Raw genomic sequence first — 26,754 nt, forward strand, 5'->3', positions numbered from 1 at the left:
GGGGCGCGGGGGATGCCAAGGGACGGCAACGCAAAAGTTGCAATCGTGATGGGCAGCCAGTCTGACTGGCCGACCATGAAACTGGCCTGCGAGGTTCTGACCGAACTTGAGGTGGGGCATGAGGCGCGGATCGTCTCCGCCCACCGCACGCCCGACCGGATGAGCGCATTTGCCAAAGGCGCAGAGGGCGAAGGGTTCGATGTCATCATCGCCGGTGCTGGCGGCGCGGCGCATCTGCCCGGCATGATCGCGGCCATGACGCACCTGCCCGTTTTGGGCGTGCCCGTTCAGTCAAAGGCGCTGTCGGGATGGGACAGCCTGCTTTCCATCGCCCAGATGCCCGGCGGAATTCCGGTCGGCACGCTCGCCATCGGAGAGGCCGGCGCCAAAAACGCAGGGTTGATGGCGGCAGCGATCCTCGCCCTTTCCGATGAAGACCTGTCTCAGCGGCTTCAGGATTGGCGCGCCGCGCGCACCGCCGACGTTGCAGAGGCTCCGTCAGACTGATGGCGGGCGCACCCCTTACTCCCGGATCGACCATCGGCATTCTGGGCGGCGGCCAATTGGGCCGGATGCTCGCGGTGGCGGCAATCCAGCTTGGCTACCGTGTCATCGGGTATGGCCCGGCAGGAGACAATGTTGCAGCGTCATCCTGCGATGAATTCATCGAAAAAGGCTGGGGCGAGAAAGACGCGCTCGCCGATTTTGCCTCGCGCTGCGATGTGGTTACGTGGGAGTTTGAGAACGTACCGCTGACCGCGGTTGAAGCGATCCCGGAAATCATGCTCGCCCCGCATCCGCGGGCGCTCGCCATTGCGCAGGACCGTTTATCGGAAAAACGCTTTGTCGAAGACCTCGGCGCGCGCTGCGCACCTTACAGCCGGGTAGAAAGCGATGACGACTTTACCCGCGCGGTCGAATCGGTTGGCGCGCCCGGCATCCTGAAAACCGCGCGCGATGGTTATGACGGGAAAGGCCAGTGGCGCATCCCCACCTTGCATGAGGCGCAAGGCATACGGTTTCCCGGACGGCCGTGTATTTACGAAGGCATGGTCGGGTTCGAAACCGAATTTTCCGTCATCCTCGTGCGCGGAAAAGATGGCGAGGTCCGGTTCTGGGATTCCTCGGCCAACACGCATGATGGAGGGATGCTGGTCCATTCGGTCCTTCCCGCAGGCGATCTGGTCGAGAGCCAGGTGGACGAAGCGCGCAAAATCGCCGCGCAAACGGCAGAAAAGCTCAAATATGTCGGCGTGTTAACGCTGGAATTCTTTGCCACCAAACAGGGGCCGATCTTCAACGAAATGGCACCGCGCGTGCACAATTCGGGGCACTGGACCATCGAAGGGGCCGCAACGAGCCAGTTTGAAAACCACATCCGCGCCATTGCCGGACTGCCGCTGGGCGGAACAGCGACGCGGTTTGCCAGCGTCGATATGCGCAATATCGTGGGTAACGATGCGCTGAGCGCACACCGCATCCTTGGCGAAGCGGGCGAACCGCACCTTCATCTTTACGGCAAGCGTGAGGCGCATGAGGGGCGCAAGATGGGCCATGTCACACGGGTCAGCCATGATGTGGGCCGTGATCTGCCGTGAGCGGCGAGATTGTCCTGATCTATGCCCGCGCCAGCAACGGGGCCATCGGCCATGAAGGCACGCTGCCCTGGCGGCTGTCTGCCGACCTTAAACGGTTCAAGGCGCTAACCATGGGCAAGCCGATGATCATGGGGCGCAAGACATTTGAAAGCCTGCCAGGCATCTTACCTGGGCGGCGGCACATCGTGCTAAGCCGAAAAGATCACTGGGACAGCGACGGCGCTGAAGTCGCGCACAGCGTGGACGAGGCGCTCGCCCTTGCACGCCGCGATGACGAGGCCGGTGAAATCGCCGTGGTCGGAGGTTCGGCAATCTACGATGTGTTCCGCCCGCTGGCAGACCGCATCGAAGTGACCGAGATACACGCCGAATATCCCGGCGACACGTTCATGAAACCGCTCGGCCCGGAATGGGAAGTTGCCGCGCGCGAAGACTACGGGGCTGCGGGCGACATGCCCGCATATTCATTTGTCACCTATTGCCGCCGGGCCGATGCCTGATGCGCTGGCTGGATCATAGGGACGACATCACGCAGGCGCTGCGCGGCGCGGTGATTGCGCTCGGCAATTTTGACGGGTTTCACAGTGGTCATCAGGCTGTCGCGGGCGAGGCGATCCGCTGGGCGCATGAAGGGGGCCGCCCCTCGATCATCGCCACGTTCGATCCGCACCCCGTGCGCCATTTCCGGCCCGATGTGCCACCGTTTCGCCTGACCACTCTGGAGCAGCGGCAGGAGCTTTACCTCGCCGCAGGTGCAACCGCGATGCTGGTTTTCCACTTCGATACGGAGCTTGCGACCACCAGCGCGCAGGACTTTATCACCGATATCCTGATCGAACGGTTCGGCGCATTCGGCGTGGTCACGGGCGGCGATTTCACCTTTGGCCAAGGCGCAAAAGGCAATGTCGATCTGCTGCGTGAATTTGGCACAGCACGCGGCCTGAAAAGCCGGGTGGTCGAACCGGTTGAGGCACCTGACGCGCTGGGCGGCGCGGTTGTTTCATCCAGCCGCATTCGCGAAGCCTTGCGAGAGGGCGACCCGCAGCTCGCCGCACAATTGCTCACCCGCCCGTTCGCCATTCGCGGCATCGTCGAACATGGCGACAAGAACGGGCGAAAACTGGGCTATCCAACCGCCAACATCGCGATCGACACCTATCTGCGCCCCAAGTACGGCGTTTATGCGGTGACAGGCAAAATTCTGGCGACGGGCGAAACGCTGAAAGGTGCGGCCAATATCGGCATTCGCCCGCAATTCGAACCGCCCAAGGAATTGCTTGAGCCGTATTTCTTCGATTTTTCCGGCGATCTTTACGGTCAGGAAATTGAAGTCGCGTTCCACCACTTCCTGCGCGGCGAGGCGAAGTTCGACAGCCTCGATGCGCTGATGGAACAGATGGAGCGCGATTGTAGCGAGGCAAAGCGATTGCTTTCATGAAGAAATTTGCGCTGTGGGCAGGTATGGCGTTTGCCGTACTGTTCCTCGTCCTGACAATTCTCAACGCAAGCTGGCTCGCGCCCAATCCGGCAGGCGCGCCCAAACAGATCGCGCACCGCGCGCTCGCACCGGAACTCAAGCCGGGTGTCCATGAAACCTGCCCGCTGGCGACGATTGAGGAACCGTATAACCGCTATCTGCCAAATACGCGCGATAGCGTGCTGCGAGCCGACCGGATGGGCGGCTGGCTGATCGAAATCGACGCGCAAGTCAGCGCAGACGGTGTCGCTGTGCTGCATTCGCAAAACGCGCTGGGCTGCCTGACCGATGGCGAAGGTTTGGTGAGCGAAACAGTGCTGGAAGACCTTCAGACGCTGGACGCTGGCCACAATTATACGGTGGCAGGCACGCAGGAGGCTCCCTTTCGCGGACAGGGGATAACCATCCCCAGCCTCGAAAGCGTGTTAAAGGCGCTGCCGGTGCGTGGGCGGGTGATGGTTCACCTTGCCTCGCCCGATCCGAGGCTGCCCGAGGCGGTTGCCGCCGCGTTCGAGGCGAGCAAACGCGATCCGCAGGCGAAAGGCGATGCGTTCTACGGCTCTGCGCAAGCCGTTGCGCGCATTCGCGTGATCTATCCTGAAGTCTGGGCCTTCGATCCCGACGCTGCTCGCCAGTGCACCGCCACCTACATCGCGCAGGGGTGGAGCGGTTTCCTGCCGGAAAGCTGCAAAGGCCGCACCATGCTCATCGCGCTCGATCAACAGACGGTTCTATGGGGTTGGCCCAATCGCCTGATCGCGCGAATGGAAGCCCACGGCGGCGAAATCGTGATCGAGGGACCGCGTGAGCCGGTCGCAGGTGAGGTGAGCGGCATCACCCTGCCCGAACAACTCACCGAAATTCCCAGCACTTTCAACGGCTACGTCTGGACCGACGATGCATTCAACACGCTGCCCGCGCTCATCCCGCGCTTCGATAATCGCAGCCAGGCCGAAATCGACGCCGCGCAGGCCGCGCTCGAAAGGCGCCGCGCTTCAAACTAGGCCGTGCCAACAATACGTGGCGGAACATCGGGGCAGCGGGCCGGTTGATTAGGTAAAGGCGCGAACAGGCGCCATCACCCAATCGGAGAAGACCATGAACCGAAGCGAAATCGAAGCCGACCAGACAGCCTATCGCGCCACAGAGCCATCATTTTTGGGGCGCGGCATCGAACGGCTGACGAACCCGCTGGGCAGTGCCTTGGCAGGCGTGCTGCCAAAATCTGTCGTCGAACGCATCGTTAAGGGCCTGGACAAAGCGGCCGGCATGCCCGCGCTTGTGTCCTTTAATCATAACGTCGCCGATATGGACGCGGCGCGAAAGACTGCCTTCACCATCGAACGCACTGCACGCGCGATCAATGCATCTTCAGGCGCAGCGGCAGGTTTTGGAGGCGCAATTACAGCCGGTGCCGATATTCCCGCGACCATTGCGGTTGCGCTGCGCAATATCAGGGACACGGGCCGCGCGTACGGCTTTGTAGTGGAAGGCGAGCGCGAACAACTGTTCCGTTTGCAGATCCTCGAAATCGCCGCGCTTGATAATCACGCAGAAAAGATCGAACGGCTTGATGCACTGGAAGCCGATATCAACGATGACGGCAGTCTCAATCCGGTAGCGACGAAAAACGTCGAGCCACTGGTCGATCAAATTGTTGAGCGCATTTCGCGCGCACTGGCTTTTGCCACGTTCCGGCGCCGCGCCGGGATGCTGGTGCCGGTGATCGGATCGGCTGTCGGGGGATTCGTCAACGCGCAGTTTCAGCGCGATGTCAGCCGCGCGGCACGTTTTGCGTTTCAGGCACGGCGATTGCGCCAGGATGCCTAACGTCTAAATCCCTTTATCGCGGGCGCGGAATGTCCTAACGGGCCTCCCCTATGTCTGATCAAAACCGCGACCTTAAAGATACGGTCTTCCTGCCGAAGACCACGTTCCCGATGAAAGCCGGCCTTCCGCAGAAGGAGCCGGGTATCGAGGCGCGCTGGCGCGAGATTGATCTTTACGCAAAAATGCGTGGAAGCCGCGCGGGGCGCGAGAAGTTCATCCTGCACGATGGACCTCCTTACGCTAATGGCGACATGCATATCGGCCATGCACTCAACCACATCCTCAAAGATATGGTGTGCCGCACGCAGAACCTGCTGGGCAAAGACGCGCCGTATGTGCCGGGCTGGGACTGCCACGGTCTCCCGATCGAATGGAAGGTCGAGGAGAAATACCGCAAGAAAAAGCTGAACAAGGATGAGGTGCCGGCGGCTGAATTCCGCGCCGAATGCCGCGCCTATGCGCAGCACTGGGTCGATACCCAGCGCGAGCAGCTGAAGCGGCTCGGCATCATGGGCGATTGGGACAATCCCTACCTCACGATGGACCCGCAGGCCGAGGGCACGATTGTCGCAGAACTGATGAAGTTTGCGGAAAGCGGCAACCTCTATCGCGGGTCAAAGCCGGTGATGTGGTCGCCGGTCGAAAAGACCGCGCTGGCCGAAGCCGAGGTTGAATATGAAGACCTGACGGATTCGCCTCAGATCGACGTGGCATTTGAGATTGTCGAAAGTCCTATTGAGGAACTGGTCGGCGCTCATGCGGTGATCTGGACGACGACGCCTTGGACGATACCGGTGAATCAGGCTTTGGCCTATGGGCCGGATGTTGATTACGTCCTCATCGGCGAACTTGACAAAACGGCCGAACCAACAGGCAAACGTTTCCTCGTTGCGCGAGATCTCTACGAAGCATTTCGAGAGCGGGTTCGCTCCCAAGGCGATCCGCAACAGAATTATGAGAGCCTAGACTTCTTCTTTGGGCCTGCACTGGAAGGCACCAAAGTCCGCCACCCGATGCACCGTCTCGGCGGATTCTACGCGACCCCGCGCCCGATGCTCGCAGGCGATTTCGTCACCACCGATAGCGGCACCGGTCTCGTCCATATGTCACCCGATCACGGCGAGGACGATTTCGACCTTTGCAAGGCGAACGGGATCAACCCCGTTTTCGCGGTGATGGATGATGGGCGTTACCGCGATGATTGGGAGTGGCTGGGCGCAGGCGATGTGGATGCGGATGGCAAGGAACGCCGCCGCGCTGTCATCAACAAACCCTTCAACGCGCCAGACGGACCCATCTGCTCCGACCTGCGCGATGCTGGCGCTCTGCTTTCTGCCTCTGCCGATTACCAGCACTCCTACCCCCATTCATGGCGCTCAAAAGCCAAGGTCATCTATCGCTGCACGCCGCAATGGTTCGTGCCGATGGACAAGCCTTTGGATGAATTCACGCAGCCCGCCGATGTGCCCGCCGTCAAGCTGGACGGCGTCGGCTATGCAAAAGGCATCGCAGGCACGCTGCGCGAACGCGCCACTGCCGAGATTGAGCGGGTCGAGTTCATCCCTGAAAAAGGACAGAACCGCATCGGCTCCATGGTCGAAGGGCGGCCCGACTGGGTGCTCTCCCGCCAGCGCGCATGGGGCGTGCCGATCACTCTATTTGTGCGGCCCGACGGCACCTATCTGCAAGACGCGGAAGTCAACGCGCGGATCATTGCGGCAGTCACAGTCGAGGGCGTCGATGCGTGGGATGAGGCGCGCAAGGCCGAATTCCTTGGTCTCGATCACAACCCCGACGACTACGAGATGGTCACCGACATCCTCGATGTGTGGTTCGACAGCGGCTGCACCCACGCATTCGTGCTGGAAAGCGGCCGCTGGCCCGACCTGCAATGGCCCGCCAATCTCTACCTCGAAGGCAGCGATCAGCATCGTGGCTGGTTCCAGTCCTCGCTATTGCAAAGCTGCGCGACGCGGGGCCGCGCGCCGTATGATCAGGTTCTCACCCACGGTTTCACAATGGATGCCAAGGGTAAAAAGATGTCGAAATCGCTCGGCAACACGATCAGCCCGCTGAAAGTCATGGAGCAATACGGCGCGGATATCATCCGGCTGTGGGCGCTTAGCGTCGATTTCACCGAAGACCACCGGATCGGCGATGAAATCCTGAAAGGCGTGGGCGATCAATACCGCCGCCTGCGCAACACGTTCCGTTACCTGCTCGGCGCGCTTGACGGATTTATCGGCGATATGTCCGATGCGGGCGAAATTCCCGAGCTGGAAATCTACGTCCTCTCGCTGCTGTCCGAACTGGACGGCAAACTGCTCAAGGCGGCAGAGGAATACGATTTCAATACCTACACCCGCCTGCTGGTCGATTTCTGCAACGAGGACCTCAGCGCATTCTTCTTCGATATCCGTAAGGACACGCTGTATTGCGACGGGCCGGACAGCACCGCGCGCAACGCCTATCGCACCGTGCTCGACCTGCTGTTCCACGCGCTGGTCCGATACGCCGCGCCGGTGCTGGTCTTCACCGCAGAGGAAGTGTGGCAGACCCGCTATCCTGAAGACGACGAGCAGGAAGGCAGCGTCCACCTGCTCGAATGGCCGAGCGTGCCAGCGGTCCCTGCGGACGGGGACAAATGGGCGCGGCTTCGTGCCCTGCGCGAACGCGTGACCGAGGCGATTGAGCCGCTGCGCCGTGACAAGGTGATCCGCTCCAGCAACGAAGCGGTCGTGACTGTTCCAGCCGATGCGGTTCCTGCCGGCGTTACCGATGCGCAGCTCGCCGAATTGTTCATCACCGGGACAGTGACGCGCGGGCAGACGGACACGGTGACTGTCGCCAAATCCACCGACAACAAATGTGGGCGCTGCTGGCGCCTGCTGCCTGACGTGCCCGAAGACGGCGCGCTGTGCGGGCGCTGCGATGATGTCGTCGCCGCGATGGATGATGCCGGGGCGGCTGCCTGATGGGCGCTCTGTTCACTCGCAACCGGATCATCGGACTGGTCTTTGCCGCCATCATCGCGGCGGTGGATCAGGTGATCAAATGGTATGTGACGACGGTGCTGGGCATCAACCGGATCGGCGACAACATGGAATTGCTGCCGTTCTTTGACCTCACCTACACCGAAAATCGCGGCATATCGCTTGGCATGTTGCAGGCCACCAACATGGAAATGCGCTGGCTGCTGGTGCTGATGACCGCGGCCATCGCGCTGATCGTGCTGGTGTGGATGATGCGCGAGAAATTGCTGGGCGATATCCTCGGCCTCGGCCTGATCCTGGGCGGCGCGATCGGCAATATCTATGATCGTTATGCGTTCGGCTATGTCATCGATTTTGCCGACTTTCACATCGGGGATTTCCGCCCCTTCCTCATTTTCAACCTTGCCGATGCGGCTATCACCATCGGCGTCGTGATCATCCTTGCACGAAGCCTGTTCGTGCGCGAAAAGGACGAAAGCGAAACGGATGCTGCCAAAGATAACGGCACCATCCCATCGGAGAGCTGAATATGCGTACCCTGAAGACCGCCATCCTCCTGACCTCCGGCTGTGCCATGCTGGCCGCGTGCGGAGGCAATGGTATTTTCAATCGCGACCGCCCGGATGAATTCGCTGTGCAGCGTCAGGCTCCGCTAGTGGTTCCGCCCGATTTTACCCTGACCCCGCCGGCACCGGGCTCACCGCGTCCGGCAGAAGGCACCGCGCAGGAACAAGCACTGGACGCGCTGTTTGGCGGCCCTGCGCCGCGCAGCCAGGTTGAAACCAGCGCGCTCGACCGCGCCGGTGCAGCCGCTCCGGGTATCCGCAGCCAAGTCGGTGATCCGGCGACGAACACCGTCGCCAAAGGCCGCGTTACGCGCGACATTATTGCGGCACCACAGGGCGACGGACAGGCCGCGCAGGCCGTAATTCCGGGCTAAGCGCGCGAAACTTTATCACCGCGCGGAGCGGCGGCGCGGCAGATCAATTGTTCGCCGTGTCTTTCGATACGAGCATCTGGTCGATCCGGCGGTTGTCCATATCGACCACTTCAAACGTCCAGCCCTGATCGGAAAACGTCTCTCCCGCAACGGGCAGGCGTTTCATGACCGACAGCGCATAGCCTGCCGCTGTGCCAAATTCGCGGTCCTCGCCGTAATCGAGGCCCAGCCGGTCGGCGAGCGCATCGGCTGACAGCGCGCCCGATACCAGCAGCGATCCATCCTTGCGCTCGACGATCTGCGGCATGTCGCCCTGATCCAGATCGCTCGCAAAATTGCCCGCAATCGCTGTCAGCAAATCGACCGGCGTTACGATCCCTTCGAAATGGCCATATTCATCGTGGACCACCGCCATCGCGATGTCAGCCGATTGCAGCACCCGCAGCGCGTCCAGCGCGTCGAGCTGATCGGGCACGACCTCGGCCCGGTGCATCATGTCGCGGATGACAACAGCCTCTCCAGCGACCAGCGCGGCGAGCACTTCGCGCACTTTCACAATGCCCAGGATCGCATCGGGCGCACCCTCTGCCACGGGCAGCAGCGAATGCGGGCTGTCTTCGATCGCCCGCTTTATCTGGGCGCTGTCGGCATCCGCTTCGATCCAGTCGATTTCGGTGCGGGGCGTCATCAATTCGCGTACTGGACGTTCTGCCAGGCGCACAACGCCGGTCAGGATCTGGTGCTGCTCCGCCTCGATCACGCCGGACCGGGTGGCATCGGCAAAAATCATCTGCAATTCCTCGGCGGTCAGCGAATCCTGCCTGCCGCCGCGGATCCCGAACAGCCGGATGATGCCTGCCGAACTCGTGTCCAGCAGCCATACGAGCGGCGCGGCAATTCTCGCCAGCATCGCCATCGGTCGCGCCATGACGAGCGAGATCGGCACCGCAGCGCGCAAAGCCAGCTGTTTGGGCACCAGTTCGCCCACGACGACGCTGAAATAGGTCGTCAGCGCGATAACCGAGATAAACGCAACCTGCCGCGAGACGTCTTCAGGCACGCCCAGCAGCGCCAGCCGTTCCCCCAGGGGAGCTTCGAGACTGGCCCCGGAAAGCGCGCCGGTGATGATCGCGATGAGCGTAATGCCGATCTGCACGGTCGAAAGGAATTTGCCCGGATCGGCCGCCAGCGACAGCGCGATTTTCGCGCTGGCTGAGCCATCCTCTCGCTTTGCCTCAAGCGAGGCGGTTTTGGCCGACACGATCGCCAGCTCGGACATGGCAAAAACGCCATTCAGGACGATCAGCCCAGCGATGATCAGCAGGTCAGGCCATGGAAACGGTGTCACGCCTTACCCGCTAGCACAATTGCGCCCGCTTGCCAGCCAATCGTGACGCGCCTTGCTATGAATGTCTTCAGGCGACCGGCTATAACCGCGCGGCTGGCGGCCCTATTGCAGCGGACTCGCACTTTTGTTGGAACATGTTGCGTTTCAAACAATTGAGAAAGCACAGATAACAAAAGATTCCTGGAGGAATACCAATGAAAATCAATCGCATCCTCATGTCCGGCACCGCCGCTCTTGCACTTTTGGGCACCAGCGCGTGTGTGACCGATCCAAACACTGGCGAACAGAAAATCTCGCGCACCGGTATCGGCGCTGCAGTAGGCGGCACGCTCGGCTATCTGCTTGGCGGCGTGGTCGGCGGTGACACCGCACGGATCATCGGCGCGGGCATCGGCGGCAGCGCAGGTGCTGTTGTCGGCAAGCAGTTCGATGACCAGATCAAGGAACTGGACGAACAGACCGCAGGCAGCGGCGTCGACATCGAAGAAGTGGGCGATCAGGACGCAATCCTTGTCCGCCTGCCCGATGGCGTTACCTTTGCCAGCGGATCGGCTCGCATCAATCCGGGCTTCTACAATACGCTCGATACCGTGGCGAACAGCCTGATCCAGTACCCTAACAGCCTGATCGACATTTACGGGTTTACCGACACGACGGGTTCGAATGCGCTGAATCAGAATCTTTCTGAAGAACGTGCGCAAACAGTTGCCGATTACCTCGCAGCCAAGGGTGTTTCCCGTGCGCGGATGGAAACTCAGGGCTACGGCGAGCAATACGATTATCTTCGGGTGAAGACGGGTGATAACGTCAGCGAGCCTCTGAACCGGCGCGTCGAGATCAAGATCGTTCCTGTCAGCCAGGAAGACGTTGCGGCCGCTCGCGCCAACTGATCAGATCTGCAAGCTTTGGAAAGGGGGCTGGCCGGAAACGGCTGGCCCCTTTTTCATGCGCGCCTTAACCGCCGCGCAGTTGCTCCGCCCGCACCGCCAGCCGCGCTACCGCCTCTGCATGGATGCCGGGCGAGCAGACCAGCACGCCAAAATCCTGCGGCACATGTTTGTTATAGGCGAGCGGTTTGCCAAACGCATCGGACACCTCTGCCCCGGCCTCGCGCGCGATCAGAGTTGCGGCGGCCACATCCCATTCGAATCCCCAGCGCAAGGTTGCGACCAGATCGGCGCGGTCATCCGCCACCATGGCAATGCGAAGGGCAATTGAATTGGGCTTTTCCACCGCGACCAGATCCGAATCGCCCGCCGGCACTTGATCGACCGGCACCCGAGACCCGCTGAACTGTGTCCGCGTGCTGGCCGAAATCGGTTCATTGTTAAGCGTCGCGCCCTGCCCTGCGACCGCGCACCATTCCTCGCCCCGTGCAGGCGCGACCAAAATTCCGATCAGCGGCTTTCCCGCGCTCACCAAAGCGACCGAGACTGCCCAGCCGGGGCGGCCGCGCACAAAATCGCGTGTACCGTCAATCGGATCGACCAGCCACAACAGGTCGCTATCGGTGCGCGCCTTGTCATCGGCGGTCTCTTCGGACAGCCAACTGGCAGACGGCAGCAACGCGCCCAGTTCGCGGCGCAGGAACCGATCAACCTCCAGATCCGATTCGCTGACCGGATCGCCCGGTGTCTTTTCCCAGCTGTGCAGATCATGCCCATCGCCCGGCCAGCGGGCATGGGCGATGCGGCCCGCTTCGCGGACAATCTGCAAGAGTCGCTCTTTATTGATCACCGGCCCCTATTAATCATGAGAGGGATCGCGGTCGAGGCACTCTGCCCACTTTTCAAGACGCACGAACACCCTTAGGGCATGTCGCAACACCTCTCTCCCCAAGTGAACAGATTAAGGGATCACGCTGACATGAACGTCCACGAATATCAGGCCAAGGAACTGCTCAAGGAACACGGGCTGGCCATCCCCGCAGGCCACGCTGCCATGACCGTAGAAGAAGCGGTCGAAGGCGCGAAAAAACTGCCCGGTCCGCTTTATGTCGTGAAAGCGCAGATCCACGCCGGTGGCCGAGGAAAGGGCAAGTTTAAAGAGCTGGGCGAAGATGCGAAGGGCGGCGTACGCCTCGCATTTTCGCTGGATGAAGTGGAAAGCCACGCAAAAGAAATGCTCGGCAACACGCTCGTCACGATCCAGACCGGCGATGAAGGCAAGCAGGTGAACCGCCTGTATGTGACCGACGGCGTCGATATCGAAAGTGAATACTATCTCGCCATGCTGGTCGACCGTGCCAGCGGCCGCGTCGCGATGGTCGCATCGACCGAAGGCGGCATGGACATCGAAGACGTCGCGCACGAAACGCCAGAAAAAATCACCACGATCACGATTGATCCCGCACAGGGTTTTATGCCGCACCACGCTCGCGCTGTTGCGTACGCTCTGGAATTGTCAGGCGATGTGAACAAACAGTGCCAGAAACTGGCCAAGCAGCTTTATAACGCCTTTATGGCGAGCGATTGCGAGATGCTGGAGATCAACCCGCTGGTCGAAACGAAGCCCGATGCCGATGGCAAAGTGCACCTGCTGGTGCTCGACACCAAGATGAGCTTCGACGGCAATGCGCTTTACCGCCACCCGGCGATCGAGGAAATGCGCGACGAGACCGAGGAAGACCCAGCCGAAGTCGAAGCATCTCAGTACGACCTTGCCTATATCAAACTCGACGGAAACATCGGCTGCATGGTCAACGGCGCAGGCCTTGCCATGGCGACGATGGATATCATCAAGCTGAACGGCGCGTTCCCGGCCAACTTCCTCGACGTGGGCGGCGGCGCCACCACAGAGAAAGTGACGGCGGCGTTCAAAATCATCCTGAAAGACCCGGCAGTCGAAGGTATCCTCGTCAACATCTTTGGCGGGATCATGAAATGCGATGTCATCGCAGACGGCATCGTTCAGGCAGCAAAAGACGTGAACCTCTCGGTTCCGCTCGTCGTGCGTCTGGAAGGCACGAATGTCGCGAAGGGTAAGGAAATCCTCGAAAATTCGGGCTTGCCCATCGTGTCAGCCGACGATCTGGGCGACGCCGCGAAGAAGATCGTGGCCGAGGTCAAGCAGGCGGCGTGATAGCCGGCTAACGCTATCGACCTGTTTCTTCGGAGGGGTCCGCGCTCGGCAAGGGTGCGGGCCCCTCTTCATTTTGCGGCGCCCGTTCACGTAAGGATTTAAACCGGAACACCAGTTCCTGCGGCTCAGCCGTGTCGCCCTTCATCCGCACTGCTGCGACCAATCCGGCACCCGGCGCCTGCGGATCATCGCAGCGCAGTGTCAGCGCGTGGAAATAGGCGGCGCACGGCTCAATCGCGACCAGACGGAACGACAGCATACCGTCCTTTTCCTCCCAGCCGGTCAGGTCCGCATTGAAGTGTTTCAGGCGCAGGACCAGGCTTCCCGCCTCCTCCATCAGATACATGTGTTCGGTGAACATGATCGACCCGTCGGGCGTTTCCTGCACAAATGTGCCGACCATCACGCCGCCCGCCGGGGGCAGCCAGCTTTCCATTGCAGGCGCGCCGTTGATGCCTTCGCCCGACCATTGGCCGGTGAGCCAATCCATCTGATCTAGTGTGGCGGGAGGCGATTCGCCCCCATCTTCGCCAATTCGCGTTTCATATCGCTCGCCCTGCGCGGCTGACGGCGATGCTGTAATCGTAACCAGCGCGGCCAGACCCACCACGATTGCACGCATTGCAAACACCTCTCATCGCCCCCTGCACAAATGCAAGTGTAGCGTAAAAACTGCCAAAATGGCAGGCTTGACCTTGTCTCTTGCGCCAGCGAGGAACCATGTAGCCGCTCTCGCATAGGATAAGCATGAGTGGAGTCGCGTTGCTTGACGTTTACGTAAACGCAAGCTAGGCCGCGACCAGCAGTTTTAACGGTCAATGCGTCAACAGCAGGGCCGTATTTGGGAAAGGAAGCCTCATGAAAATCCTCGTCCCCGTAAAACGGGTGATCGATTACAACGTGAAACCGCGGGTTAAAGCAGACGGTTCAGGCGTTGATCTAGCCAATGTCAAAATGAGCATGAACCCGTTTGACGAGATCGCTGTCGAAGAAGCGATCCGTATCAAGGAAGCGGGTAACGCTGAAGAAATCATCGCCGTATCCATCGGCCCGGCAAAGGCGCAGGAAACGCTGCGCACCGCGCTCGCCATGGGTGCGGACCGCGCGATCCTCGTCGAAACCGACGAAGACGTCGAACCGCTGGCAGTTGCTAAGATTCTCAAAGCTGTTGCCGAAGAAGAGCAGCCGGGCCTCGTCCTGCTGGGCAAGCAGTCAATCAGCGATGACAGCAACCAGACAGGCCAGATGCTGGCCGCGCTGATGGACCGTCCGCAGGGCACTTTCGCCAACACGGTCGAAGTCGATGGCGATGCCGTTGTGGTCAAGCGCGAGATCGACGGCGGTCTGGAAACGGTTAAGCTGACAATGCCAGCGATCGTCACCACCGACCTTCGCCTGAATGAACCGCGCTATGCCTCGCTGCCGAATATCATGAAGGCCAAGAAAAAGCCGCTCGACAGCAAGACGCCAGCCGATTTCGGCGTCGACATCGCGCCGCGCCTCACCACCACCAACGTTGCCGAACCGCCCGTCCGTCAGGCCGGTGAAAAGGTCGAAGACGTCGCCGCCCTGGTCGAAAAGATCAAGGCGCTTGGCATCGCGTAAGCGGTACCGCGAGCAGGAAAGGAAAATACGGACATGAACACTCTGGTTCTGGTCGAACACGACAATAACAGCGTCAATGACGCCACCCTCGCAGTGGTCACCGCTGCATCGCAAATCGGCGAAGTGCACGCGCTCGTCGCCGGTCACGATTGCGGATCGGTTGCCGAGGCGGCCGCGCAGATTGCAGGCGTTGCCAAGGTACTGAAAGCTGACGATGCGGCTTACGGCGAATTCCTCGCCGAAAACGTCGCTCCGCTCGCCGCCGGACTGATGGCAAATTACGACGCGTTCCTCGCCCCGGCGACGACATCGGGCAAGAATATCGCCCCGCGTGTTGCCGCCCATCTCGACGTCATGCAGATATCGGACATTCTCTCGGTCGATGGCGACAAGACCTTCACCCGCCCGATCTATGCCGGCAACGCGATTGCCACCGTGCAATCGTCCGACCCGAAACTGGTGATCACCGTTCGCGGCACCGCTTTCGACAAGGCGGAAACCACTGGCGGTTCAGCCGCAATCGAAGATGTCAGCGGGCCGGGCGATGCAGGCATTTCCAGCTTCGTCAGCCGCGAAGTTGCCGATGGCGGCGATCGTCCCGAACTGGCAAGCGCAAAGATCATCGTATCGGGCGGTCGCGCACTGAAAGACAGCGAAACCTTCGATCAGATCATCAACCCGCTAGCAGATAAGCTGGGCGCTGCCATCGGCGCATCGCGCGCGGCAGTGGATGCAGGTTATGTCCCGAACGATTATCAGGTCGGCCAGACCGGCAAGATCGTCGCCCCGGACGTCTACATCGCAATCGGCATTTCGGGCGCGATCCAGCACCTTGCCGGGATGAAAGATTCCAAGGTCATCATCGCGATCAACAAGGACGAAGACGCGCCGATTTTCCAGGTTGCCGATATCGGTCTGGTTGCGGACCTTTATAACGCGGTGCCTGAACTGACGGGGGCGCTGTAGAGGCGCACCTTCTGTAAAACTGAAGATTGTCAAAGACCTCCGCTGCGCTAATCTGCGCGGCGGAGGTTTTTGGTTATGGGTCGTTTTATTTGCTCGCTCGCACTGGGTGCATTGGCAATATCTGTGCCCGCTGCACTGTCCGCCAAGGAGACTGTTCTAAAACAATCGTCCCCTTGGAACGTGGATTTCGCGCCGGAGAAATGCCGCCTCGCTGCGTTTTATGGCGAGGAGGACAATCGGCATCTGCTGTTTTTCGAACAGCATTTCCCAGGAGAAAAAGCGGGAATGTCGGTCGCCGGTCCGGCATTCAAGCGCTTCCAAAGCCGCAAAAATACCGCACTCCAGTTCTTCGCCGCGCAGAAGCCGCTGACGACCAAACCGTTCACCGGCGACATGGGCGAGCTGGGGCCAGCCGTTATCTATTCGTCAGTCAACCTAAGCACGGGGACCGAAACAAGGGAGGACAAAACCCCGACTTCACTGCCGCAGCTCGATACCGAATTTGCCAAACAGGTTGAATACGTTTCGCTGACGCAGAGGGGCACCGAAATCCGGCTCGAAACCGGGCCACTGGCCGAAGCGTTCAAGGTGCTGAATACGTGCACACAGGATATGGTCACATCGTGGGGCCTTGATCTCGACCAGCATCTTAGCGCGCAGGAAATGCCAAAATGGACCAATGAGAAGCAGGTCGCGCGCCGAATCGCGCGGACCTATCCCAGTCAGGCGCTCAATCGCGGCGAGCAGGCCATTCTGAGGATGCGCGTAATCGTAGATGAAACCGGCAAGGTTGCCGATTGCGTGATCGATGATGCCACTACGACAGAGCGACTCGAATCTCCGGCATGTCGGGAAATGCGAAACGCAAGATTCAACCCTGCCATCGGAGCGGATGGAAAGCCGTTCAAGTCATTTTACGCGACGTCGATTACATACCAGATCGGCCGGTAAGCGCGGCATTTCAGATTTCAGGGGGGTCTGCCGAATATGAAGTATCTTTTCACGGGCGCGCTTGTCGCCGCAGCAACTGTGGCAGCCGCGCCCGCCAGCGCCGCCACGCTTGAACTGGAGCCAAGCTCGGAATGGAAGCTGCGCGCCTACGACGACAAATGCAGGATGATCGGCAGTTTCGGCGAAGGCGATAACGCGGTGATGCTGTGGCTCGAGAAAGGGTCGCCAGGCCCCTTCTTGAATGTCAGTTTGATTGGCCGCCCTTTCCGCAGTCCCTTCGGCTCATGGATAGAGCTCGCGTTTCTGCCGGGAAAGCCGATCAATCGCGGCTACATAGGAACCACATCGAGCAAGGGGCGCCCGGTCATAACAATGTTTGGTGTGGCACCGATTTCGTTCGATCCGGATGACGGCAGCCAAACCTCTATGGCGGATGATAAAGAAGTGATCGACCTCTCCACGGAAGTGGAAAAAAACTTCGCATCTCCCGATATTCTGGCCGAGCGATATGAAGCGGTACAGGCATTCGAGCTGTCAGGCCCTCTGGTCCAGAAAGTATCGCTGAAAACCGGCGGGCTGGGCGCAGTAATGCAGCAACTGGACCGGTGCATCGAAGCAATGGCTCAGAAACGATCTATCGCCATGGGCACCGACGCAACCACACTTAATGTCGCGAGCTGGGCTATGCAGATACAACGGGATTATCCTTCATATTTGCTCCGTGACAAGGCCATAGGATCAGTCGGCGTGAGAGTGGAAATCAGCCCGGAAGGGCGCGCGACATTCTGCGAGGTCACCAAATATGAAGGCTCCGCCGGCTTCACTGATCCGGCCTGTCTTGGCATGTTGCGGTATTCACGCTTTAACCCCGCAACGGACATGGACGGAAATCCGGTTGCAGGCAATTACTCCACCCGGATCAGCTATCGCGTGAACTAACACGAAGGCGAGGGCCGAGGAAAAGGCGTTAGCGGCTTCGCTACAGAAAGCTGACAATGAAATGCAGCGTCATCCCGACGAGGCCGCCTACCAGCGTGCCGTTGATGCGGATGAACTGGAGGTCGCGGCCAACCGCGCTTTCAATGCGGCCGGTGATCGTCGTGGCGTCCCAGCGCTTGACCGTCTCCGATACGAGCGTGACGATTTCCGAGCCATATCGCGTCGCCACGCCAACCGCGGTGCGGCGGGCAAAACGGTTGATCTGCATCTGCAGCCGCTGATCCTGTTTGAGCGCGCCGCCCAGATCTGCCAGCCCTTTGCGCATTTCCATGCCCAGCCCGCTATCGGCTGAACGCGCGCGGCGGATCATCGATTGGCGAATGCGTTCCCATACGCCCATCCACCATTCGGCTACTGCGGGATTTTCGATGAGATCGCGCTTCATTTCCTCCACGCGTTCGCGGGTATCGGGATCGTGCTGAAGGTCCTGAGCGAGTTTTTCCAAGCCTTCCTCAACCTTGCTGCGCAGCGGGTGCTCGGGATCGACCAGCACTTCGGCCAGCAATTTATAAAGCCCGTCGAGGACGCTGGTTGAGATGCGTTCGTCCAGCCCAGTCCAGCGCAGCACCGCATTGGCGCGGCGGTGGATGATGTCCTTGACCGTCTCCTCATTGTCCTCAAGCGTGAGGCCGGCCCAGCGGACGAACCCGTCAATCAGCGGCTGATGGCGGCGATCCGTCATCGCGCTTTCAAGCATCCGCCCCGCCAGCGGCGACACGTCGATTTTCGCCAATTGGGCAGCCATCCCGGAACGCACCTGATTGCCGAGCCTGTCCGGATCGAGCGATTCGAGCACTTCAGCCAGCAGCTCTGCCGCGCCGCCGGTGATGCGGGCGCGGGCATCGTCGCCCGACCCTTCGGGACTGGCGACCAGGAAATCGCCCGCTGCACGCGCGACATTCATGCCGGACATTCGCCGGGCAACCACCGCCGGGGTGAGGAAGTTTTCGCGCAGGAACTGCGCCATCGTGTCTGCGATCCGGTCCTTGTTCTGCGGAATGATCGCGGTGTGCGGGATCGGCAGGCCAAGAGGGTGGCGGAACAGGGCAGTCACGGCGAACCAGTCCGCCAGACCGCCGACCATCGCGGCCTCCGCAAATGCGTTGACATAACCCCACGCCGGATGATCGCCCAGCAGGCCGTGCGTGGTGAAAAACAGCACGGCCATCGCGACCAGCATTCCGGTCGCGGTCCAGCGCATCCGCCGCGCGCGGTCGGCTGTTATTGGCTCACCGCCAAATTTCAGGGGAACGGAACGCGCCTCGGTCATGTCCGCGTCTCCTGCCTGAAAACGCAGGATAAAAACAAGGCTGGAATCAACGTGACGCGATTACTCCGCCGGTTCCGCTCCGGGCGGAATCCGTGTTGCGGGCGTAGCGGGCGTGCCGGGCATCGGCGTATCGGGGCTGTGATCGCCCCCGCCTGAGGCTGCGCCTGAACCTGCACCTGTGCCATACGGCTTTGTATCGTCGCCCGGCTTGTAGGTGAGCAGCCGTTCGCGCAGCCATGGCCCGGCGCGGCGCTCAAACCCGTCGGCCAGGCTGAACCCGGCAGGCACGATTACCAGCGTCAGCAATGTGGAGAGGATCAGGCCGCCAATCACCACAATACCCATCGGCTGGCGCCACGCGCCGTCGCCGCTGAGCGACAGAGCAACCGGCACCATGCCCGCCGTCATCGCGACGGTCGTCATTACGATTGGCTGCGCGCGTTTGTGGCCCGCTTCCATGATCGCTTCGAGTTTTTCGGTGCCGCGGTCCATTTCCTCGATCGCGAAATCGATGAGCAGGATGGAGTTTTTGGACACGATACCCAGCAGCAGCAGGATGCCGATATAGACCGGCATGCTCTGCGGCAGGCCCAGCAGCCAGACCAGCAGAATACCGCCCAATGGTGCGAGCGCGAGCGAGGTCATGTTGACCAGCGGGCTCATCAGGCGTTTGTAAAGCAGCACGAGGCAGGCAAATACCAGCAGCACACCGGAAATGATTGCGACGATCAGGTTCTGGATCAGCTCTGCCTGCCATTCATCCTCGCCCACGACATCGCGGATCACGCCGGTTGGCAGTTCCTGCAGCACCGGCAGGGCATCGATCTGCGCCTGCGCTTCGCCTTTCAGCACTCCGCCGGCAAGATCGGCACCGACCAGCACACGGCGGTTCTGGTTGTAACGCTGGATTGCTGTCGGGCCTGAACCGAATTCGATATCGGCGACACGTCCCAGCGGGACCGAGCCGCCACTGATGGTCTGGACCGGCAGGTTTTCGATGGTGGTAAGATCGGTGCGCGATTCTTCCGACAGCTTCACCCGAATCGGAATTTGCCGGTCAGACAGGGAGAAGCGAGCCGCGTTTTGTTCAATCTCACCCAGTGTCGCGATGCGGATCGTCTGGCTCAGCGCGAGCGTTGTAACGCCAAGTTCGGCAGCGATTTCATCGCGCGGGGTGATGATAATTTCCGGACGGTTAAGATCGGCGCTGATGCGCGGGGCGACTATACTGTCCAGATCTTTCATCTGCTCGACAAGCTGCGTCGCGGTCTGATCGAGCAGTTCGGGGTCAGACCCTGCCAGCATCACGGTGAGGTCGCGGCCCGAGCCAAAACCGCCGCTTTGCGAACGAAACCGGACGCGCGCGTCGGCTGTGTTCGCCAGTTGCGGTGCGAGTTCGCGCTCAAATTCAATCGATGATTGCGAGCGGTCGTCGCGCAGTTTCACAAAAATGGTCGAATTGCCGATGTGAATACGCTGGAACGTGCGCTCGACATCGGGCTGCTGTTTAAGGAAAGCGTCGACCTGATCGGAAATACGCTTCGTCCCCTCCAGCGTGGTGCCGGGCACCATTTCGATCTCGACGCGCGAATTTTCGCTGTCGATGCTTGGCTGGAATTGCGGCGGGATCTGGCCGAACAGCAGGATGGTGACGATCAGCGAGAACCAGCCGACACCCAGCATCCAGACCCGGTGATCATAAAACCGCGCGGCCATATAGCGCGAGCTTTCCCCGAAACGCCCGCCAAAACGCGAGGTGGATTCGATTGCCTTGAACGCGAGCAACCCAGCGCCGAACGAGAAGATCGAGGCAAACACGACCAGCACAACGTCGAACAGCTTCGATATAACGAGATACAGCGTGCTGTTCGTATCCGACGATACGGCACCCGCTGCGCTGGCGGGTATGTCCAAACCGCTGAGACCGCCCCAAAGCGGGGCTGATCCCAAACGTTGCGCAATGGCAGCTGTGACAGAACCACTGAAGATTTCGAACATGGCGGCCGCAGTGACGAGCAAAAGCAGGATCACTGTCCCCAACAGCGCAGCAACGTAAACGATCCGAGAGCGCGGGCTCTCCAGACCCTTGCGCCGGTCCCGCATTTTGCCGCGATCCAGCGTCCAGCCGAGCATACTCATATACCGGTCCATCAACGGGCCTTCGCCGTGATCGCCTTGGCCCTTTGCCGACAGGAAATAAGCCGCCATCAGCGGCGTGATCATGCGCGCGACGGCCAGTGACATCAGCACGGCAACCACCACGGTCAGACCGAAATTCTGGAAAAATTGCCCAGAAACGCCTGGCATCAGGCCCACGGGCAGGAACACCGCGACGATACAGAAACTGGTCGCAACTACCGGCAGGCCGATCTCGTCCGCCGCGTCGATACTGGCCTGATAGGCGGTTTTGCCCATGCGCATGTGCCGCACGATATTCTCGATCTCCACAATCGCATCATCGACCAGCACCCCGGCGACCAGAGCGAGCGCGAGCAGCGAGAGGAAATTGAGGTTGAACCCGAGCAGGTCCATGAAAAAGAATGTCGGGATCGCGGACAGCGGGATCGCGACCGCGCTGATAAAGGTCGCGCGCCAATCGCGCAGGAACAGGAACACCACGACAATCGCGAGCACTGCCCCTTCGATCAGGGCCTGCATGGAGCTTTTATACTGCCCCTCGGTATAAGTGGTGCTGGTGGAAAGCGGGACGAAGCTGATGCCTTCGTTTTCGCTCTCGATTGTCTCGATAGTTTTCAGCGCCTCTTCGTAAACGGTAAGGTCGGATGAACCGCGCGCGCGGTTCATGAAAAAGTTCACGACCTCTTTATCGTTCACCTCGCTGATAGACGTCCGCTCGCTGGTGCCGTCTTTGACGGTCGCCACATCGGCGAGCCGCACCGTGCGTCCGCCGCCAAGCTGGATCTGGCTCTGTGATAATTCAAACGCGGTATCGTCATTGCCCAGCACACGCAGCGACTGGCGCGTACCGCCAACCTCGGCAAGGCCGCCTGCCGCATCGATGTTGGTGGAGCGCAGGACGCTGTTAATCTGCGACGCTGTCACGCCCAGCGCCTGCATTTTCGCCGGTTCAAGGATAACTTCGATCTCGCGGTCGACGCCGCCGAACCGGACGACCTCTGCCATCCCTTCGATCTTGAGCAATTGTTTGGCGACGGTGTCATCGACAAACCAGCTCAGCTGTTCGATCGTCATATCGTCCGCTTCGACTGCGAAGAACCCGATGGGTTCGCCGACGATGTTGACCTTCTGCACACGTGGTTCGAGGATGCCGTCGGGCAGCGATCCGCGCACGCCGTCAATCGCGGTTTCGACCTCGTTGACCGCCTCGATTATGTCGACGCCGATCTCGAATTCGACGACTGTTTGCGAACTGCCCTCGCTCGCGGTGGACTGGATCGAGTTGACGCCATTGATGGATCGCACCGCGCTTTCGACGCGCTGGGTGATCTGGTTCTCGATCTCGGTCGGCGCGGCGCCGGGCTGCGAAATACCGACAATCACCGCCGGAAAATCGACGTCGGGATTGTTGGTGACGTCCATGCGCATGAAACTGACGATCCCTGCAAACAGCAGCGCCGTGAACAGGACGAGCGGGATCACAGGGTTGCGGATCGACCAGGCTGAAAGATTTCTGAAATTCATGTCGGTCCTGTCAGTCTTGCAGTTTCGCTTGCCTGTCCTTGCACCTTACCAGTTACGCGCGGCGCGTGTTCGGGGATGAACGCAGCCAAAGCGGGTCAGGCACCCTCACGGCGAGGCTTGATCGTTTCACCGGGATTGAGGAACCCGCCTGCAAGCAGCACGATCTGTTCCGTGCCGGTCAGCCCTTCGGTGATGGTGATACCCTTTGCCGTGACTATTCCGGTCGTAACCGCGCGCCGCTCAGCGGTGTTATTCTCCCCCACGACATAGACGAAACTGCCTTCCTCATCGGCCAGAACGGCGCTTTCGGGCAATACGGTTGCAGTGGTGGATCCGGAATTAATGCGCGCGGTCGCGAAACCGCCAGGGCGCAGTTCAGGCGCGTATGCAAGCGCAATTCGCGCCGTGCCCTGCCGGGTTTGCGGATCGATTACCGGGGAAAGCTGCCAGACCTGCCCTTCGAATGATTTTTCGGTGCCGGCCGGGATCACTTCGGCAACGACTCCCGTTGAAAGGCTGGCCAATTGCGTTTCGCCGACCTGGGCAAGGACTTCCATCTCGCCGCCGCGCGCAATGCGAAACAGCGCCGGGGTGCCGGCGCCGACTGTCTGACCGGGTTCGACATTGCGTTCAAGCACATAGCCGGCAGCGGGCGCCACGACATTGAGGCGGGCATTGCGGGCGCGCAGTTCAGCGAGCTGCGCCTGTGCCACCCGGACGCGCGCATTCGCGGCATCGCGGGTTGATGTGAGGCGGTCGACATCGGCTTTCGACACAAAGCCGCGTTCGACCAGCTGGAGCGCACGGTCAAGATTGGCCTGCGCCAGCTGGGCATCGGCGCGGGCGACTTCGATCTGGGCTGCCTGCGCTGCCGCCTGCTGCATCTGCACAGAGCGATCAATCACGGCGAGAACCTGTCCCTGACGCACCCAATCGCCGGCATCGACCGGCACGGACACCACGCGGCCCCCTTCGCCAACGACGCCGACGGGCAATTCGCGGCGGGCGGCGATGGTGCCGGGCACCTCGACTGTTCCATCGACAGTTGTCTGGCCTGGGACAATCACGGTTACGACAGGCGCCTGATCATTGTCATCGCCGGCCCCGGCAGGTTCTCCGCCACCGAGCGCAAAGTATGCGGCAATCGCCAGCAGGAGAGCGAAAATGATGGCACCGGCGATCAGGATACCGCGCATTCGGCCCGACATACGTCCGTCACGCAGCGCCGCAGTCTCAGCCGGAACCCCGTCTGCGACTTCACCTGTGATTTTTGTTTCGTAATTCATTGCCTGGGGCCTTTTGCAGAGCCGAAAGGAGCCGGCTCTATCAAGCGAAGTGTATTACCGGCATAAGTCACCGAGCGCAAGCTCTCTTAGCCATGCGCGTTTCCAACCGCAATGCGGGGTTCGACTGACGACTTGGAGGCTAGACGAAGGGCGAGCCGATTTGTTCCTGTTCGAGCGCCATTTGCGCACGAAAAAGGCGGCGCAGAACCATGCTGCACCGCCTTTTCGGTGTGTGTTTACGCGTGCTCGCCGGTAGGGGCGAAGAGCCGCTGCTTAGCGGACCCGTCCGCGCTGGATCAGGTTCACGATAGCAAGCAGGACAACCGCGCCGATGACGGCAACGACCAGACCGATGATCGAAAATTCCTGAACGCTGCCACTGATACCCAGCAGCGGGCCTGCAATCATGTTGCCGATGACAGAACCGACAATGCCGACAACAATGTTCCAGAAAATGCCCATTGAGGCATCGCGGTTCATCACGAGGCTAGCCAGCCACCCGGCAACACCGCCCACGATCAGTGCAATAATCCAACCCATATCCCATTCCTCCTGTTTTATTTCAAACGTTTGTTCCCACCTCGAACGGACAGGATGCAAACCAGTTCCCGCCAATTGAGCGGCGGGCCGGAGGGTTCTACGATGAAAAGCGGGGAATCACCAATTCGCGCGCGCAGCCGGGATGCTGCGCGGCGCAAACCGGCGGGGATGCGGGCCGATCAGTATTTCAGCTGACGCTCGTACAGGTCGCGGTAATGCTGGATGCGGGTCACGCGCAGCCCTGCCATGCCAGAACGATCGACGGCGCGCTGCCAGGATGCAAATTCTTCAAGCGTGAGGCCATAGCGTTCCAGCACCTCGTCAATGGTCAGCAAACCGCCATTGACCGCAGCGACAACTTCGGCCTTGCGGCGCACGACCCACCGTTTCGTGCTGGGCGAAGGCAGATCGTCGAGTGTCAACGGCTCCCCGAGCGGGCCGATCACTTGTGCTGGACGGATGTCTTGGTTTTCAATCATCTTCGGTCTCTCGAACGCCTTCCTGCGCATTCTCTTCGGGGGATTTGTTTATGGCGTCGGAAGCTTTGCAGGCATCTAAAGCGTTATGGTTAACATTTCGTTCGTGTTCGCCAATCGCGCTGAAATAGGTCGCGGCCGCATCGCCAAAACTGGCGGCGCTGGTGCCGATGTGATGGCGGGTGTCACGCTGGAGAACGCGGCGAAGATCGCGGGCTGCTTCGAGCTTGGCGGTCAATTCGCTCCATTCGACCGCGCGCAGGGCATCGCCGCCGCGCGCCTGACCAGCTGCGAATCCGCCAAAGCGCATGTCGGTGCCGATTTCATCGGTTCCGGCGAAGTGCCGCAGAGGGAGGGTTTTTTCGAACATGCGCCATTCTCTAGAGCCCGTTCGTCAAGATGTGGTAAAACCGCTGTTTACCGGACTTTAGGGAAACCCCGGGATTTCTGCGAAAGCCCCAACCGCCACCGGGCGCACGATACAATACTGGCGCGCGGCGCGATGTTTTCCTATATGGCCGCGGCATAAAGCGCATTTCATGACCATAGCATCGCCCACTCTCGCCAGTCCGACCTTCGGGCTTGATACCGCCGCCCTGTTCGATCTGCCGCGTCCGGCAGCCGAATGCCGTATCGTCGTCGCGATGAGCGGCGGGGTGGATTCTTCCGTGGTCGCCGCTCTAGCCGCCGACACCGGGGCCGAAGTAATCGGGATCACGCTGCAATTGTATGATTACGGCGCAGCGACCGGGCGCAAGGGCGCTTGCTGTGCAGGCGACGACATCAGCGATGCCCGTGCCGTTTGCGACAGGCTGGGCATCGCGCATTACGTTTTCGATCATGAAAGCGCCTTTCGCGAAGACGTGGTCGAACAGTTTGCTGATGAATATCTTGCCGGGCGCACGCCAGTGCCCTGCATCCGCTGTAATATGGGGCCGAAATTTACCGACCTGTTCCGCATGGCGCGCGAACTGGGCGCGGATTGCCTTGCGACCGGGCATTATGTCCGGCGAGTCGAAACCGAAACCGGCCCGCACCTTTACCGCGCGATCGATCCAGCGCGCGACCAGTCCTATTTTCTCTATGCCACGACGCAGGAGCAGCTCGATTACATCCGCTTCCCGCTTGGCGGTCTGCCCAAGACGCAGGTTCGCGAACTGGCCGAGGCTGCCGGACTGCGCAACGCGATGAAGCCCGACAGCCAGGACATCTGTTTCGTGCCCGATGGCAATTATGCAGGCATCGTCACGAAACTGCGGCCAGAAGGTGGCATTCCTGGCGATATCGTCCATGCCGAAACCGGCGACGTGCTCGGTCAGCACAAGGGGATCGTGCACTACACTGTCGGCCAGCGCAAAGGGCTGGATATCGGCGGACAGCCGGAACCACTTTATGTCATCGGACTGGATGCGGCGGCGCGGCAGGTCCGGGTCGGGCCAAAGCGTTTGCTGGGCGTTGAGAGTGCAACCGTCATCGAAACAAACCGGATCGGCGATCTGGACGGACAGCCCCTTACCGCCAAGGTCCGCAGCCTTGCCAAGCCGGTGCCGGTTACGATTGATGGCGCGGTTGGCGACGGGGCGAGTGTCACCTTGCGCTTTGCCTCGCCCGAATTCGGAGTAGCGCCCGGCCAGGCGGCGGTTATCTATGCCGGAGAGCGCGTGATCGGCGGCGGCTGGATCGACTCCACCCGCTCGGTTGCGCAAAGTGAAGCTGCGATCTAGAGCGCCC

The 26,754-nt window shown here is 60.6% G+C and carries 25 protein-coding genes; 16 read left to right on the forward strand and 9 right to left on the reverse strand.

Features of this window, described 5'->3' with window-relative positions:
* The first annotated feature begins 12 nt into the window (after positions 1–12).
* From purE to ACGHU1_RS05665, 9 genes are all read left to right on the forward strand, one after another.
* Positions 13–507, forward strand: a complete 495-nt coding sequence (gene purE, locus ACGHU1_RS05625; RefSeq protein ID WP_390584373.1) for a 5-(carboxyamino)imidazole ribonucleotide mutase — start codon at positions 13–15, stop codon at positions 505–507.
* The gene (locus tag ACGHU1_RS05630; protein ID WP_390584376.1) at positions 507–1,598 is read left to right on the forward strand and encodes a 5-(carboxyamino)imidazole ribonucleotide synthase; all 1,092 of its coding nucleotides are present in this window, start codon (positions 507–509) and stop codon (positions 1,596–1,598) included. The genes purE and ACGHU1_RS05630 overlap by 1 nt, the downstream gene beginning before the upstream one ends.
* Complete coding sequence (locus ACGHU1_RS05635; RefSeq protein WP_390584378.1) at positions 1,595–2,098, forward strand: dihydrofolate reductase; 504 nt, start codon at positions 1,595–1,597, stop codon at positions 2,096–2,098. The genes ACGHU1_RS05630 and ACGHU1_RS05635 overlap by 4 nt, the downstream gene beginning before the upstream one ends.
* Complete coding sequence (locus ACGHU1_RS05640; protein ID WP_390584380.1) at positions 2,098–3,036, forward strand: bifunctional riboflavin kinase/FAD synthetase; 939 nt, start codon at positions 2,098–2,100, stop codon at positions 3,034–3,036. Before ACGHU1_RS05635 ends, ACGHU1_RS05640 begins: the two co-directional genes overlap by 1 nt.
* Positions 3,033–4,079 (forward strand): glycerophosphodiester phosphodiesterase family protein, encoded by a 1,047-nt coding sequence (locus ACGHU1_RS05645; RefSeq protein ID WP_390584382.1) that lies wholly within the window; start codon positions 3,033–3,035, stop codon positions 4,077–4,079. The genes ACGHU1_RS05640 and ACGHU1_RS05645 overlap by 4 nt, the downstream gene beginning before the upstream one ends.
* 94 nt (positions 4,080–4,173) lie before the next feature.
* Entirely contained in the window at positions 4,174–4,905 is a 732-nt protein-coding gene (locus ACGHU1_RS05650; protein ID WP_390584384.1) for an EcsC family protein, read from the forward strand.
* Between the two features lie 50 nt (positions 4,906–4,955).
* Complete coding sequence (gene ileS, locus ACGHU1_RS05655; RefSeq protein ID WP_390584387.1) at positions 4,956–7,880, forward strand: isoleucine--tRNA ligase; 2,925 nt, start codon at positions 4,956–4,958, stop codon at positions 7,878–7,880.
* Complete coding sequence (gene lspA, locus ACGHU1_RS05660) at positions 7,880–8,425, forward strand: signal peptidase II (protein ID WP_390584389.1); 546 nt, start codon at positions 7,880–7,882, stop codon at positions 8,423–8,425. The genes ileS and lspA overlap by 1 nt, the downstream gene beginning before the upstream one ends.
* Before the next feature lie 2 nt (positions 8,426–8,427).
* Positions 8,428–8,838 (forward strand): DUF3035 domain-containing protein, encoded by a 411-nt coding sequence (locus ACGHU1_RS05665; RefSeq protein WP_390584392.1) that lies wholly within the window; start codon positions 8,428–8,430, stop codon positions 8,836–8,838.
* A gap of 43 nt (positions 8,839–8,881) precedes the next feature.
* On the opposite strand, the gene ACGHU1_RS05670 is transcribed toward ACGHU1_RS05665, so the two are convergent.
* Positions 8,882–10,186 carry a hemolysin family protein gene (locus tag ACGHU1_RS05670; RefSeq protein ID WP_390584395.1) on the reverse strand — a complete coding sequence of 435 codons (1,305 nt, stop codon included), beginning with the start codon at positions 10,184–10,186 and terminating at the stop codon, positions 8,882–8,884.
* 194 nt (positions 10,187–10,380) lie between these two features.
* On the opposite strand from ACGHU1_RS05670, the gene ACGHU1_RS05675 reads away from it, so the two are divergent.
* Positions 10,381–11,076: an OmpA family protein gene (locus tag ACGHU1_RS05675; protein ID WP_390584397.1), complete on the forward strand. Its 696-nt coding sequence runs from the start codon at positions 10,381–10,383 to the stop codon at positions 11,074–11,076.
* Positions 11,077–11,140: 64 nt separating this feature from the next.
* Here ACGHU1_RS05675 and ACGHU1_RS05680 read toward each other — a convergent pair whose 3' ends face one another.
* A complete protein-coding gene (locus ACGHU1_RS05680; RefSeq protein WP_390584400.1) occupies positions 11,141–11,923 on the reverse strand; it encodes a 3'(2'),5'-bisphosphate nucleotidase CysQ in 783 nt (260 codons plus the stop codon).
* Positions 11,924–12,052: 129 nt separating this feature from the next.
* Here ACGHU1_RS05680 and sucC point away from each other — a divergent pair, with 129 nt between their 5' ends.
* Positions 12,053–13,267, forward strand: a complete 1,215-nt coding sequence (gene sucC / locus ACGHU1_RS05685) for an ADP-forming succinate--CoA ligase subunit beta (protein WP_390584402.1) — start codon at positions 12,053–12,055, stop codon at positions 13,265–13,267.
* Between the two features lie 13 nt (positions 13,268–13,280).
* On the opposite strand, the gene ACGHU1_RS05690 is transcribed toward sucC, so the two are convergent.
* Positions 13,281–13,889, reverse strand: a complete 609-nt coding sequence (locus ACGHU1_RS05690) for a DUF6265 family protein (RefSeq protein WP_390584404.1) — start codon at positions 13,887–13,889, stop codon at positions 13,281–13,283.
* Between the two features lie 236 nt (positions 13,890–14,125).
* Here ACGHU1_RS05690 and ACGHU1_RS05695 point away from each other — a divergent pair, with 236 nt between their 5' ends.
* From ACGHU1_RS05695 to ACGHU1_RS05710, 4 genes are all read left to right on the forward strand, one after another.
* Positions 14,126–14,872: an electron transfer flavoprotein subunit beta/FixA family protein gene (locus ACGHU1_RS05695; protein ID WP_390584406.1), complete on the forward strand. Its 747-nt coding sequence runs from the start codon at positions 14,126–14,128 to the stop codon at positions 14,870–14,872.
* Between the two features lie 33 nt (positions 14,873–14,905).
* Entirely contained in the window at positions 14,906–15,838 is a 933-nt protein-coding gene (locus ACGHU1_RS05700) for an electron transfer flavoprotein subunit alpha/FixB family protein (protein WP_390584409.1), read from the forward strand.
* Positions 15,839–15,913: 75 nt separating this feature from the next.
* Positions 15,914–16,789 (forward strand): energy transducer TonB, encoded by an 876-nt coding sequence (locus ACGHU1_RS05705; RefSeq protein WP_390584412.1) that lies wholly within the window; start codon positions 15,914–15,916, stop codon positions 16,787–16,789.
* 36 nt (positions 16,790–16,825) lie between these two features.
* Entirely contained in the window at positions 16,826–17,728 is a 903-nt protein-coding gene (locus ACGHU1_RS05710) for an energy transducer TonB (RefSeq protein WP_390584415.1), read from the forward strand.
* Between the two features lie 40 nt (positions 17,729–17,768).
* Here the strand turns inward: ACGHU1_RS05710 and ACGHU1_RS05715 are convergent, their stop codons facing one another.
* From ACGHU1_RS05715 to ACGHU1_RS05740, 6 genes are all read right to left on the reverse strand, one after another.
* Positions 17,769–19,058: a DUF445 domain-containing protein gene (locus tag ACGHU1_RS05715; RefSeq protein WP_390584417.1), complete on the reverse strand. Its 1,290-nt coding sequence runs from the start codon at positions 19,056–19,058 to the stop codon at positions 17,769–17,771.
* Positions 19,059–19,118: 60 nt separating this feature from the next.
* Positions 19,119–22,721 (reverse strand): efflux RND transporter permease subunit, encoded by a 3,603-nt coding sequence (locus ACGHU1_RS05720; protein ID WP_390584419.1) that lies wholly within the window; start codon positions 22,719–22,721, stop codon positions 19,119–19,121.
* Between the two features lie 95 nt (positions 22,722–22,816).
* On the reverse strand, positions 22,817–24,007 hold the full coding sequence (locus ACGHU1_RS05725) for an efflux RND transporter periplasmic adaptor subunit (protein ID WP_390584422.1): 1,191 nt from the start codon (positions 24,005–24,007) through the stop codon (positions 22,817–22,819).
* 273 nt (positions 24,008–24,280) lie between these two features.
* Positions 24,281–24,547, reverse strand: a complete 267-nt coding sequence (locus ACGHU1_RS05730; protein WP_390584424.1) for a GlsB/YeaQ/YmgE family stress response membrane protein — start codon at positions 24,545–24,547, stop codon at positions 24,281–24,283.
* Between the two features lie 179 nt (positions 24,548–24,726).
* Positions 24,727–25,026, reverse strand: coding sequence for a DUF1153 domain-containing protein (locus ACGHU1_RS05735; protein WP_390584427.1), 300 nt, complete (start codon positions 25,024–25,026; stop codon positions 24,727–24,729).
* Positions 25,019–25,393: a hypothetical protein gene (locus ACGHU1_RS05740; protein ID WP_390584430.1), complete on the reverse strand. Its 375-nt coding sequence runs from the start codon at positions 25,391–25,393 to the stop codon at positions 25,019–25,021. The genes ACGHU1_RS05735 and ACGHU1_RS05740 overlap by 8 nt, the downstream gene beginning before the upstream one ends.
* A gap of 169 nt (positions 25,394–25,562) precedes the next feature.
* Here ACGHU1_RS05740 and mnmA point away from each other — a divergent pair, with 169 nt between their 5' ends.
* Positions 25,563–26,747, forward strand: coding sequence for a tRNA 2-thiouridine(34) synthase MnmA (gene mnmA / locus ACGHU1_RS05745; protein WP_390584433.1), 1,185 nt, complete (start codon positions 25,563–25,565; stop codon positions 26,745–26,747).
* Positions 26,748–26,754: the final 7 nt, after the last annotated feature.

The organism is Erythrobacter sp. MTPC3 (assembly GCF_042854385.1).
GTDB lineage: Bacteria > Pseudomonadota > Alphaproteobacteria > Sphingomonadales > Sphingomonadaceae > Erythrobacter.